The following is a 12,878-nucleotide window of genomic DNA, read 5'->3' on the forward strand; positions in this document are numbered from 1 at the left end:
AGTAAATCAACAGATATATTTTTATTTACAGCACTTTAAAATCTAATTTCTTTAAATCATCCCAAAAATCAGGGTACGACTTGGACACTACATCCGCATCGTTAATGCATAATGATTCTCTTAGAGCTAGTGGAGCAAAAGCCATAGCCATTCTATGATCGTGATAGGTATCTATAGCAATACCAGAATTAATTAACGTAGAAGCATTTAACCTTAAAGAATCATCAGTAATTGATACTTCACCTCCTAATTTTTCAATTTCGATTTTTAATGCTTCTAATCGATCAGTTTCTTTAATCTTTAGTGTGTGCAAACCAGTAAGATAACAAGCTTTTCCTAGACCAAAACAGGTAACAGCGATTGTTTGCGCAATATCAGGAGAATTAGACAAATCTAATTCTAAGACCTGGGAACTATCGAAAGATTTGATCTTTTTAAGAGTAATCTTATTGTCTTTAAAAGTGGTTTCAACACCTAATCTTTTGTATATTTCTGACAAAGAAGCATCTCCCTGATAACTATCTTGTTTATAACTTCCTAAAGTTACGTTGCCAAAATCTGACAAGGCAACAATACTATAAAAATAAGATGCTGAACTCCAATCAGACTCCACTACCACAGTTTTTGGTGACACTATCTTTAAAGGCTCAATTTGAATTATGTTATTCTCAAAACTTCCATTAATCCCAACATCCTTAAGCAAACTTAATGTCATATTGATATAGGGTACAGAAGTTACTTTTCCTTCCAAAGTAATTTCTAATCCATTTGGCAAAGAAGAGGCTATCAGCATTAAAGCTGATATGTATTGACTACTTACATTTGCAGCTAGTGAAACTTTATGGCTTTCTGGATTTTTCCCTACTATTTTTATCGGCGGATATCCCTCATTTTTAACATAGGAGATATCACATCCTAATTGTCTTAAGGCATCTACCAATATTTTTATTGGTCTTTCTTGCATTCTTTTGCTACCAGTAAGCACTGTAGTCCGACCATTTTTTACGGCAAAGTATGCTGTTAAAAATCGCATTGCGGTACCTGCATGATGAATATCAATAAGTTCCTCATTACTAGCTAATGCAGCTCTCATTAGTCTAGAATCATCACTATTAGAGATATTATCTATTTCAATTTCTGGATAAAGAGATTGTAAAATCAACAACCTATTGGTTTCGCTTTTCGATCCAGTAATTTGTAGATTCTTATTCTTAATATTCGAAATATGGCTTAATTTCAAATTCATTTTATCGATTTGATTTGTGTTTTCTTAGTTCAAAATAGTATCCCTGAATCATCCCGTAGGCAAGTCCTCCCACAGCCCTTGATATCAAATATCTCACCCATCGACCATTATTGATTTTATCATCCATAAAAGTATCAGAGGTAATCCCTCCATATTCCATAATATGTGTAACAAAACCAAGTAGTATCATCGCTATAAGTCCTAAACGCAATACAGTAATCCAATATCTTTTGGAAGATATAATTGTTTTAAACATTACTTTAATTTCTCATTATTATGATGACGATCGTGATCTCTCTTTGTTTTAATATCCAGCTTTTTATCAAAAGCTTCCTGGAGATCCACTCCTGTTTGGTTAGCCAGACATAAAACTACAAACATTACGTCTGCAAGCTCTTCACCCAGATCCTTATTTTTATCACTTTCTTTTTCACTTTGCTCTCCATATCTACGTGCTATAATTCTAGCTACCTCACCTACCTCTTCTGTAAGTTGTGCCATATTAGTAAGCTCATTAAAATAGCGAACTCCATGATTTTTGATCCAATCATCTACCGCTTTCTGGGCGTTTTGAATATTCATTTTATATCTTTTTAAGAACTATTTGCTCATTTTCTTTTTGTATCACTTGATTATAAAACTCCTTAATAGCAGGATAATAATTTGCTGGTATTACTGGAGCGGTGATCGTTTCATCGACCACGACCTGTATTATTCCATTTACAACATTTGATCTAAATGAGAATTTTCCAAGATTATCTGGTAATTTGAACGCTGAAGTTTTAGGACATTCAGCAACCGTATATCCATCAGGTATTTTAATATTCAACATGTACTTATTAGAAAAACCATATCCAAAGTCTACAGGGTATTTCCTATCATCAGATTTGAATATATTCTCTTTATCCCTCAAAAATAATAAAGGTGAAAAGAATATTTCATCTTCTATCGCTTCAATTTGATCTTCTATCATAAAATTAAATTTTTCACTTATGCCTTTTCCATAAGCTTTCATACCTTTTACAGTATACTCATCCAATTCAGATATCCCATATTCTTTTTGAAAACGTTGTGCTCTACTTTGATCATCTTTAGCACCATTATCTACTCTAAAATCATGTGCTAAATAATCTCTATAGTTGACGTTCATTTTTCCCTTCGCTACTCCTTGATCATCAATCTCACATTGTACTCGATATGCCATAACTGATGGAGCTTCTGGTCTAAAGTCAACCATTTCTGAAGTCCCATTTTTGGCAATCACCCTTCCCATACCCTTTATAATGCGTTTTGATAAAATATTAGGCATACCATATTTATCCGTAGCATCTAAATATATCAATCCTCCATCTGGTAATTTTATTCGCGTGATCACATAATTAAATCCATCGATTGTTGGAAATAGAGGGATGGCAACATCACTTGTACTACAAATTACAGGATTGGCATTTATACCTGCATATGTAAGCATGGAAGTTAGTATAAGATTTATCTCAGAAACACTTCCAGTACTTTCTTTGTAAGCCTTTTTCACTCCGTCATTTACAAAAACCCCTCTTCTCTTATTCCAAGACATTTTTTGTTTTACAAAATCATAAATTTTCATAGCCTTATCCAATGGTTTTGACACACCACTAAGTAATTGGTCAACATCATCCTTGTAATAATCAACTTTCTTTAGCTCTGCTCCGAAATTCTGGCTATCATAAATTGTCTTAGACACGTCTTCCCAGGTAGTAGACCGATAATCTATTGGACTATTAGGATATTTCACATAAGACAATTCATAATTAATAGAAGAAATATAATTTGTAATATTTCCTGAATAAGGTTCTACTTTAAATGCTGGTATATTTTCAGAGCTAATTGTATTAATATTAACCCTGTAATCAACATTATTATTAGAATATTTTGTATTTCTTCCTAACGCACTAACACCACTTGATCTACTTTTTGAAGTTAAATTAATAACATCTTGCGCACTGGATTCTTTCAAATTAATTGGCAAATAACCTGTTGTCAACTTTTTGAAATTAAAGAATTCTGGCATTTTCACACTTACATCCATTTTTCTAATTGGAATTTGACGTTGTAAATAAATTCTATCTATACTATAAACAAAAGGAGATGTTATCTTGTACTTGTACTCAATCACTGATCCTTCTTGTAATGATGGCATTGTGAACTTTATCTGGTCTCTGTTCTCGGAATACTCATTTTTAAATATCCCGTCTTTCTTCAATTTTGTTTCAACGATTTTATCGTTTATAATAGAATAAGTTACTCCCTTAAGATTACTTATTTTCTCTTTATCTCCATTGTTTTTATAAAGTAGCAATTCTGTAGTAGCATAATCAAACCCTTCTTTATTATACAGCTTTACCCTTTTGAAAACTTCCGTGATCAGCTGAAAACCATTTTGTTGATTAAAATCAAAACGTATTTTTTTACTCTCATATAACACTGCTGCATTGGCTGAGCTGTCAGATGAATATGATTTTTCTAGTAACTCTTCTTTAGAAATCTTTCCAAATTTATATTCTTGCGCCCACGAATTCAAAGATATGAACAGTAAAGCGACTACTGTAATTTTAAATAATTTCCCCATGTTTAGTTGATTAGTTTTATTGTTGTTTAAGTACTATTTTCGTTTTGTCTGCATTTCTAATTTTAGACATAAACTGTCTATATTCTTCATACTTTTCCTTAGGATATGTCCCATCGCTTATCTTTAAAGCTCTGATATACTTAAGAGTTGATTCATCAATACGCTCAATGTTACAGGAATAACTCCCAAAAATGCTCTCAAACGTTTTTTTCTCTGGAAGCTTACTAAAACCATATCCTGCCGGAATTTTAATTTCATATTCGTCTTTATCTTCATATCCTCTTGAAATCACCAAAGGCGTTTTTCTGTTTGCATACTTAGGTTTTTTACTTTTAATCCTATTGAAAAAATTAGGAACTATTAATAACCTACTACCCGCTTTAGTAGCATAGTTTCTAGCATTAATCTTTACTTTTTCTTGGTAGATTATATTATTTTTATCATCGATAAGTTCTACATCTAGGATATTTAAATTGTTTATATAATCCCAATATTCCTTAAAATAAAGTTTTTGATCTTTAATGGATTTGGTCTTAGTTAAATATCTCCAATCATATTGCAATCCTTCAGAAGTAGAAACTACATCTGCAGTTATAGAACCATCTTCTTGTAAAAAAACTGTAGCCTTTGTATGAAGCGTATTTTCTTCTGGTTGATATTTTTTTGTTCTTTTAATTTCTCCTCCATCGGGCTTAACAACAAGTACATTCCTATCATCTGTAAAATCACCAATGAAGTTGAATGGAGCGGTTTGACTTGTACATTCTAACCAAATATCTCCTTGTTCATCAGGAATATTTAATATCGCGTGATTACCTTGCATAGAAGCAAAGTCTGCATCTATATCTCTTTTATCAGAATCTCCGTATACCACGGTGTAATAAGAAGTAATATCCTGAGATTCCAAAAGAGCTTTGGTATAATTGGTTAGTGCTTTACAATCTCCATACCCTAACCGATCTACATCTTCGGCTTTCATTGGCATCCATCCACCAATTCCTAACTGTACACTGATATATCTGGTTTTACTTTGTACAAATTCATAAATAAGTTTTGCTTTTTCTTTATTGGATTTTGCATCAGCTACTAATTCAGAAACTTTTTGAATAACTGAATCCGGTAATTCACCTCTTCCAGAAACCAAATTCTTGTATTGCCATGCTCCCATACTTTGCCAATCGTTAGCAGATCCATCAACGTTGACTAAAGAAAAATCACCAAGGGTTACTTTTCCCATAGGAATCAATTCTCCGAAGGAAGGGCTTCTATATTCTTTGGTAAGTGCCGGTACTTTTGATAATTTATAGGATATTTCCTGATCTCCTTTTAATAATTCAATTGGATATCCTTCAAAAGATTTTTCCTTTGTTCTAAGCGGAATTTTTCTCGGATTAATAATTTTGTATGAAGCTTTTTCAACACTAAGATTATAGTTAGATATTGGAACCCAAGGCTCTATAAAAGCTGAATTTTTAGTTTCCACTTCACTTTGATAAACTAAAGTATACGGATAATCAACAGGAGTATAATCGAAATAGATATAACGATTATCTCCAATTAATGAAAAACCATCATACATGCTTCGATCACTAAAATCTTTCCTCTTAAACTTTTTAATTTCCTCTCCTAAAGAATTATAAACTAAAGCTTTTACATTTTTTATTTTCGTTTGAGGATCATATGGCTCATAATAATCTGCATATTTTTCACCGTATTTATTTAAAACAGTAACTACTCTTCTAGTTTTTACAACTACAGAATTAACCGAATTAATTTCTATCACGACATCCTCTGACCTAACAATAGCGTTGGCATTTGCTGTAAGGGTAGAATCTAAAAGTACCGATTGTAATTCAAAATTTTCCTGACAATTAATTTCCGAAAAGACACACAGACATAGGACAACTAGAAGTTGTTGTATTTTTTGAAACATATTTATCTTATTCTGGGGTAGTTATTATTCTTTATTCTTAGTATCAATAATGATTGTAACCGGTCCATCATTAAGCAGAGATACCTTCATATCAGCCCCAAATTGACCAGTCCCAACGTTTTTTCCTAAATCTTTTTCGAATTGTTTTACAAATTCTTCATACAGTGGAATTGCTTTCTCTGGTTTTGCAGCTTTAATAAAACTAGGCCTATTTCCTTTCTTTGTACTTGCATATAGTGTAAATTGACTTACTACTATAGCGTTCCCACCTACATCTACAACACTCTGATTCATCATACCCTTATCATCTCCGAAAATTCTTAATCTGCTTATTTTTCCAGATAACCAATCAATATCCTCTTTTGTATCTTCATCTTCTATACCTAATAAAACCAAAAGACCTAACTTAATTTCTGAGATTTTCTCTTGATTTACGGTAACAGAAGCTTCCGATACTCGTTGGATTACTGCTTTCATAATAGTATGTGTCAAATTGGAAGGAAATGTTACCCTAAAAACTTAAAAAATTATTCTTCGTTATAATTATTTTTTCGGTAGTGCTCATCTTCGCCCTCTAAAATCTGTAGATAACTTTTGTAACGGGACCAGGCAATTTCTTCATTTTCTAATGCTTCTTTTACTGCACACTTTGGTTCATTGATATGAAGACAATTATTAAACTTACATTGCTGTTTAAGCTCAAAGAACTCTGGAAAATAATCTCCGACTTCTTCTTTTTCCATATCTACAATACCGAATCCTTTAATACCAGGTGTGTCGATAATTTTGGCATCGAAACTAAGATCATACATCTCTGCGAAAGTGGTAGTATGTTGACCTTGTTGATGTTGACCACTAATCTCTGCTGTTTTTAAAGACAAATTAGGCTCTATAAGATTAACCAATGTAGATTTACCGACACCGCTATGACCAGAAAACATACTAGTATTTCCTTTCATTAACTCTTTAACTTTATCGACATTCTTGCCAGTTTTTGCAGAAATTCCAATACAATCGTATCCTATCTCCCTGTATAGTGCTGCAAGATATTTTATCTCTACAAGTTCATCCTGGTTATAAGTATCTATTTTATTAAACAACAACACAGCCTTGATATCGTACGCTTCTGCAGTAACTAAAAATCGATCTATGAACGCAGTAAAGGTTGGAGGATTATTAAGAGTAACTAATAAAAAAACCACATCAATGTTTGAGGCAATGATGTGGGTTTGTTTGGATAAGTTCACCGATTTTCTGATAATATAATTTCGGCGTTCTCTAATATTCTCAATAACACCAGTCTCTCTGTCATTTTTAGTTTCCAACTTAAAATCAACTACATCTCCAACAGAAACCGGGTTGGTACTTTTAATACCTTTGATCCTAAATTTACCCTTTATACGACATTCGTACACAGCACCTTCTTCCGATTTAACGGTATACCAACTTCCAGTAGATTTATATACAGTTCCTGTCATAAACGCAAAGATGCAAATAAATCTCTATTCCAAAGAGCTAATATTCATATTTAAGACTTCGCTACCTTTTTTTGATGATTGATTGACTCTTGGTGAATAGCTTTGTAAATTCTTAAAATAAATTCTTCGCTTAATCCTTTTTCTTCTCCTTCAAGAATCATTTTTCCTAAAATTTCATTCCAACGTTTGGATTGCAGGATCGCTACATTTTGCTTTGCTTTTGCTTTTCCTATTTCGTCAGAAATTTTCATTCTCTTTGATAACACATCTAATAGTTGATTATCCGCTACGTCGATTTTTGCTCTCAACTCACTTAATGTCTTCTGGTAAGACTCGTCTACGCCTACTTCTTTACGAATTTTTAAATCTTTCATATGCTGAATTAAAGTATCTGGTGTAATTTGTTGTGCGGCATCACTCCATGCATTGTCTGGATCATAGTGAGTTTCTACTATAAGTCCGTCAAAATTAAGATCTAATGCTGTTTGAGAAAGGTCAAAAATCAAATCTCTTCTTCCTGCTATATGAGAAGGATCTAAAATTAACGGAAGATCAGGAAAACGATTTTGAAGATCAATTGGAATCTGCCATTCAGGAATATTTCTATATTTCGTTTTTTCATAGGTCGAAAAACCTCTGTGAATTACTCCTAAATTTTTCACATCTGCAGTATAAAAACGTTCTACCGCACCCAACCATAGCGAAAGATCTGGATTGATAGGATTTTTGATCAATACTGGATTATCAATTCCTTTACAAGCATCTGCAATATCCTGCACAATAAAAGGTGACACTGTACTTCTTGCCCCTATCCAAAGAACATCTACTCCATGCTCTAATGCTAATTCTACATGATGTGGGTTCGCCACTTCAGTAGCAATCTTCATCCCTGTTTCTTCTTTGGCACGTTGTAACCATTTTAATCCTAAAGCACCAACTCCTTCAAAATTCCCTGGTCTTGTGCGAGGTTTCCAGATTCCTGCTCTTAATACAGTTGCGTCAGAATCCTTAAGCTGATGTGCAATTTTAACTACTTGCTCTTCAGTTTCTGCACTACAAGGACCTCCAATTACCAAAGGATGATCCAAATTATATGCATCTAGCCAGTTTCTAAGTTCTTTCTTATTCTCCATTTCTATTTTTTTATACTGTTTTAATTTTACGTTTTTCGCGGGTTATAGTTGTTATGATATTCCTTTCAGAATTGCTTTTATATGATTTGTATCTTCCATTTCCTTATATATTTCAACAAAATTATCCTCCTCCATTAATTCTTTAAACTGTGTCAGATTCGCAATATATTCTGTTAATGTTTCTATGACATTTTCTTTATTATGTCTAAAAATTGGGGTCCACATTTCTGGTGAACTTTTTGCCAAACGAACTGTAGAAGCAAAACCACTACCTGCCATGTCAAATATGTCTCTTTCGTTTTTTTCCTTTTCAATCACGGTCTTACCTAACATAAAAGAACTTATATGAGATAAATGCGAAACATAAGCTATATGTTTATCATGCGAAGCAGGATCCATATATCGAATTCTCATTCCTAATCTGTTAAAAATCTCCATGCCTCGTTCCTGCAATTTAAAGGCTGTTTTTTCCACCTCACAAATGATATTTGTTTTCCCTCTATACAAATTGGCTATCGCTGCTTGCGGTCCTGAAAACTCTGTTCCTGCAATGGGGTGTGCTGCTAAATAATTTCTTCTTTTTGGATGATCTTCTACCGAAGTACATAACTTCTTTTTGGTAGAACCTACATCAAAAACGAGACATTCATCATTAATTTTATCCAAAATTTTTGGTAGTAGTTTCACTGTAACATCTACGGGAACGGATACAATTACCACATCAGCTTCATCTAATTCATCAAAAGTTGATTTTTCATCAATGATTCCTAGAGAAATCGCTTTGTCTAAATGCTGCTCATTTTTATCGACACCATAGAGTTTAGCTTCATTAAAAGCTGCTCTAATATCTATAGCAAACGACCCGCCTATTAACCCTATTCCTATTACAAATACCTTCATTCTATATACAAATTACGATTTTTGATGTACGATATTATTATTCGCAAATTGTGTTTGTTTTTTCTCAAGTCGTTCGATTGCTTCTTTTATATTTTCTTTAGTAACGCATAACGAAAAACGAATATATCCTTTACCATTACTCCCAAAAATATCTCCAGGAGTTATAAACACACTGTTTTCATACAATATATGATCAATAAATTCTACTGCATCGATTCCTTCTGGCAATTTCGCCCACACAAACATTCCGGTTGCTGTTTTATCAAATGAACAACCTAATAATGAAGCTAGTTCCCATATTAATTTTCGTCTTTCTTTATAGATAGCATTTATCTCATCATACCAATCATGGGATAGTTTCAATGCTGCAATAGCTCCTTTTTGAATACCTAAAAACATACCACTATCCATATTGCTTTTGACCTTAAGGATTGCTTTAATTTTATCCTGACTTCCAGTTACTACTCCTACTCGCCATCCAGCCATATTGAAGGTTTTACTTAGAGAATTTAACTCTAGTGCTACATCTTTCGCACCTTCTATAGATAAAATGCTAGTCGGATTATCGTTTAATATAAAGCTATATGGATTATCATTTACCAATAGTATGTGATGCTTTTTTGCAAAAGCAATTAATTTTTTAAGAGTCTCTACACTACCCGAAGCTCCTGTTGGCATATGAGGGTAATTAATCCACATAATCTTAACTCTGCTTAGATCCTTTTTTGATAACAACTCTAAATCCGGTTCCCAATTATTAGCTTCTTTTAGATCATAAAATAGTGGTTCTGCACCTACCAAATTTGTAACAGATGTATAGGTAGGATATCCAGGATTAGGCACCAATACCTGATCACCTTCATTAAGATAAGCTAATGAAATATGCATAATTCCTTCTTTAGAACCCATTAAAGGCAAAATCTCATTTTCAGGATTTAATGCTACTCCATAGTTAGTATTATAAAAATTGGCAAAAGCCATTCTAAGTTCTGGAACACCCTGATAACTCTGGTATTTATGTGCGCCATCTTGCAATACTGTTGTCTGTATAGCTTCTACAACTTCTTTTGGAGGGTCCAAATCAGGACTTCCAATAGCCATGTTTAAAATCGGCTTTCCTGAAGCCGCCAGTGCCCTAACTTCACGCAACTTTTTAGAGAAATAATATTCCTCTATCGTTTCTAACCGTTTTGCTGTTTGAATACTCATCCGTTCTGATTTTTATATTCTCCTAGTATTTTTAATTCCAAAGCCATAATCTTTAATATAGAAATAGCTTTTTGATATTCTTCATATTTATTAAACGTTACATCCACAAAAAAGGAATACTTCCATGGCATATCAATAACTGGTAATGACTGAATTTTAGTAAGATTCAGTCTGCAATCGCTCATAACGTTAAGTACAGTAGCCAAACTACCTCTTTTATGATCTGTAAGAAATTTTAATGATGCTTTATTGATTTCCTTACTATCCAAGCCAGAACTTTCATCTGTATTGAGAATAAAAAATCTGGTACTATTTGTTTTTATAGTTTGAATATTTTTTGCTAAAATTTCCAAATCATAAATTTTAGCTGCGGTTTCTCCTGCAACTGCCGCTATACCTCTTAACTTCTGCTCTTGAATTCTTTTGGCCACATCAGCTGTATCCGCATCTTCGACCAACTTAATATGAGAGTGTTTACGAAAAAAATCTTTACACTGAAGCAAAGCCATAGGATGAGAATATACTTCTTTAATATCAGAAATTTCCTGATTTTCCAATGCCATTAAACAATGATGAATTGGCTGAAAATATTCTCCACAAATGGTTAAATCATGTTCATCAATGTAGGCATAATTAGGAATAATTGATCCCGCGATAGAGTTTTCGATCGCCATCACTGCATCGGTACTTTTCTTATTTTCTAAGCTGTGCACTAACTCCTGAAATGACATGCATTCGTGAACATCAATCTCATTACCAAAGTATGCTTGTGCCACTCCATGGTGATACGAACCTTTTATTCCTTGTATGGCAACTCTTTTACTCAAACGTTTTAAATTTTATGTTCAAAAAAAAATCCCGATTCTACATCGGGATTCTAATTTATAAATTTGACTTATTTATTTACATAGCGATCCCGAACTTCCTTTAAAATAAAAGAAGAAAAAATAAAATCGGTTCCAAGTAAATAAATTGTTCATTTCTGTTTTAAATATGTTGCTAAAGTAGCTAAAACAATTACTATACAAAATAAATTTTAGTTTTTTTCATCAATCTGCAGGTATTATCATTAATTATTAATTTTTAACCTGCAATTACTATTAAATTTTGAATAAACTAACCTTTATAATAAGAATTTTCTAAGTTTTAAAACACTAACAAACGTTAGTAATTATATTACTCCCAGTTCTTTACCTACTTTAGTAAATGCTTTAACGGCTTTTTCTAGATGTTCTCTATCATGTCCAGCTGATAATTGAACTCTAATACGTGCTTTTTCCTTAGGAACAACAGGATAGAAAAATCCAATCACATAAATTCCTTCATCAAGTAATTTTGCTGCAAATTCCTGAGCTAATGTTGCTTCGTATAACATTACTGGTACTATTGGGTGATCTCCAGGAACAATATCAAATCCTGCGGCTGTCATTTCTGATCTAAAATACTTAGTATTTTCTTCTAGTTTATCTCTTAAGGCGGTAGAGGAACTTAATAAATCTAATACTTTTATAGATGCTCCAACAATAGAAGGTGCCACGGTATTAGAAAATAGGTAAGGTCTAGATCGTTGACGTAACATGTCTACAATTTCTTTTCTGGCTGCTGTAAAACCTCCTGATGCTCCTCCAAGAGCTTTACCATAGGTTCCTGTAATGATGTCTATACGTCCCATTACATCTCGATATTCATGGGTACCTCGCCCAGTTTTTCCAAGAAAACCAGTAGAATGACATTCATCAATCATTACCATAGCATTATACGCATCTGCTAAATCACAAATTTTATCTAACTGTGCAATGGTTCCATCCATCGAAAATGAACCATCTGTAACAATTAATATTCTTCTAGATCCTTCTGCAGCTTTTAATTGCTTTTCAAGATCGACCATATTATTATGTTCATATCTAAATCGCTTTGCTTTACACAAACGAATTCCATCGATAATAGAAGCATGATTTAGAGAGTCAGAAATAATTGCATCTTCTGCTGTAAGGATTGGTTCAAAAACTCCTCCGTTTGCATCGAACGCTGCTGCATATAAAATACAGTCTTCCATTCCTAAAAACTCTGCAGTTTTACGCTCCAATTCTTTATGTATATCTTGAGTTCCACAGATAAAACGAACAGAAGATAATCCATAACCGTGAGAATCTATAGCATCTTTACCAGCTTGGATAACATCTGGATGTGAAGAAAGTCCAAGATAGTTATTCGCGCAAAAATTTAAAACCTCTTTGGTATTCGTTGTATCGATCTCGGCACCTTGTGGTGTGGTAATTATTCTTTCTGACTTATATAAACCAGCTGATTTGATATCATCTAATTCCTTCTGTAAGTCATCTTTTATATTTGAAAACATGTATATATTGTT

General features: G+C 33.0%; 12 protein-coding genes. All 12 read right to left on the minus strand.

Features of this window, described 5'->3' with window-relative positions:
• Positions 1–25: 25 nt before the first annotated feature.
• Entirely contained in the window at positions 26–1,246 is a 1,221-nt protein-coding gene (locus Q1A73_RS06335) for a 3-phosphoshikimate 1-carboxyvinyltransferase (RefSeq protein WP_299603067.1), read from the minus strand.
• 1 nt (position 1,247) lies between these two features.
• Entirely contained in the window at positions 1,248–1,502 is a 255-nt protein-coding gene (locus tag Q1A73_RS06340) for a hypothetical protein (protein WP_299603070.1), read from the minus strand.
• On the minus strand, positions 1,502–1,828 hold the full coding sequence (locus tag Q1A73_RS06345; RefSeq protein ID WP_299603073.1) for a nucleotide pyrophosphohydrolase: 327 nt from the start codon (positions 1,826–1,828) through the stop codon (positions 1,502–1,504). The genes Q1A73_RS06340 and Q1A73_RS06345 overlap by 1 nt, the downstream gene beginning before the upstream one ends.
• Position 1,829: 1 nt before the next feature.
• Positions 1,830–3,854: a transglutaminase domain-containing protein gene (locus Q1A73_RS06350; protein ID WP_299603077.1), complete on the minus strand. Its 2,025-nt coding sequence runs from the start codon at positions 3,852–3,854 to the stop codon at positions 1,830–1,832.
• Positions 3,855–3,870: 16 nt separating this feature from the next.
• Complete coding sequence (locus Q1A73_RS06355) at positions 3,871–5,787, minus strand: DUF3857 domain-containing protein (RefSeq protein WP_299603079.1); 1,917 nt, start codon at positions 5,785–5,787, stop codon at positions 3,871–3,873.
• 24 nt (positions 5,788–5,811) lie between these two features.
• Positions 5,812–6,264, minus strand: coding sequence for a D-aminoacyl-tRNA deacylase (dtd, locus tag Q1A73_RS06360; protein WP_299603080.1), 453 nt, complete (start codon positions 6,262–6,264; stop codon positions 5,812–5,814).
• A gap of 50 nt (positions 6,265–6,314) precedes the next feature.
• On the minus strand, positions 6,315–7,265 hold the full coding sequence (rsgA, locus tag Q1A73_RS06365) for a ribosome small subunit-dependent GTPase A (protein WP_299603083.1): 951 nt from the start codon (positions 7,263–7,265) through the stop codon (positions 6,315–6,317).
• Positions 7,266–7,315: 50 nt separating this feature from the next.
• The gene (locus Q1A73_RS06370; RefSeq protein ID WP_299603086.1) at positions 7,316–8,398 is read right to left on the minus strand and encodes a bifunctional 3-deoxy-7-phosphoheptulonate synthase/chorismate mutase type II; all 1,083 of its coding nucleotides are present in this window, start codon (positions 8,396–8,398) and stop codon (positions 7,316–7,318) included.
• 51 nt (positions 8,399–8,449) lie between these two features.
• Entirely contained in the window at positions 8,450–9,298 is an 849-nt protein-coding gene (locus tag Q1A73_RS06375) for a prephenate dehydrogenase (protein ID WP_299603089.1), read from the minus strand.
• A 12-nt stretch (positions 9,299–9,310) separates the two neighbouring features.
• Positions 9,311–10,507, minus strand: a complete 1,197-nt coding sequence (locus tag Q1A73_RS06380; RefSeq protein ID WP_299603093.1) for an aminotransferase class I/II-fold pyridoxal phosphate-dependent enzyme — start codon at positions 10,505–10,507, stop codon at positions 9,311–9,313.
• Positions 10,504–11,334: a prephenate dehydratase gene (locus tag Q1A73_RS06385; RefSeq protein WP_299603096.1), complete on the minus strand. Its 831-nt coding sequence runs from the start codon at positions 11,332–11,334 to the stop codon at positions 10,504–10,506. Before Q1A73_RS06385 ends, Q1A73_RS06380 begins: the two co-directional genes overlap by 4 nt.
• A 344-nt stretch (positions 11,335–11,678) precedes the next feature.
• On the minus strand, positions 11,679–12,866 hold the full coding sequence (gene kbl / locus Q1A73_RS06390) for a glycine C-acetyltransferase (protein ID WP_299603098.1): 1,188 nt from the start codon (positions 12,864–12,866) through the stop codon (positions 11,679–11,681).
• Between the last annotated feature and the right edge of the window lie 12 nt (positions 12,867–12,878).

Source organism: uncultured Aquimarina sp., assembly GCF_947492115.1.
Lineage (GTDB): Bacteria > Bacteroidota > Bacteroidia > Flavobacteriales > Flavobacteriaceae > Aquimarina.

Coding starts and splice junctions, on each gene's coding strand:
- Q1A73_RS06340 (WP_299603070.1), bottom strand. CDS start 1,502: ATGTTTAAAACAATTATATCTTCCAAAAGATATTGGATTACTGTATTG.
- Q1A73_RS06375 (WP_299603089.1), bottom strand. CDS start 9,298: ATGAAGGTATTTGTAATAGGAATAGGGTTAATAGGCGGGTCGTTTGCT.
- Q1A73_RS06350 (WP_299603077.1), bottom strand. CDS start 3,854: ATGGGGAAATTATTTAAAATTACAGTAGTCGCTTTACTGTTCATATCT.
- kbl (WP_299603098.1), bottom strand. CDS start 12,866: ATGTTTTCAAATATAAAAGATGACTTACAGAAGGAATTAGATGATATC.
- Q1A73_RS06335 (WP_299603067.1), bottom strand. CDS start 1,246: ATGAATTTGAAATTAAGCCATATTTCGAATATTAAGAATAAGAATCTA.
- Q1A73_RS06345 (WP_299603073.1), bottom strand. CDS start 1,828: ATGAATATTCAAAACGCCCAGAAAGCGGTAGATGATTGGATCAAAAAT.
- rsgA (WP_299603083.1), bottom strand. CDS start 7,265: ATGACAGGAACTGTATATAAATCTACTGGAAGTTGGTATACCGTTAAA.
- Q1A73_RS06380 (WP_299603093.1), bottom strand. CDS start 10,507: ATGAGTATTCAAACAGCAAAACGGTTAGAAACGATAGAGGAATATTAT.
- Q1A73_RS06370 (WP_299603086.1), bottom strand. CDS start 8,398: ATGGAGAATAAGAAAGAACTTAGAAACTGGCTAGATGCATATAATTTG.
- Q1A73_RS06355 (WP_299603079.1), bottom strand. CDS start 5,787: ATGTTTCAAAAAATACAACAACTTCTAGTTGTCCTATGTCTGTGTGTC.
- dtd (WP_299603080.1), bottom strand. CDS start 6,264: ATGAAAGCAGTAATCCAACGAGTATCGGAAGCTTCTGTTACCGTAAAT.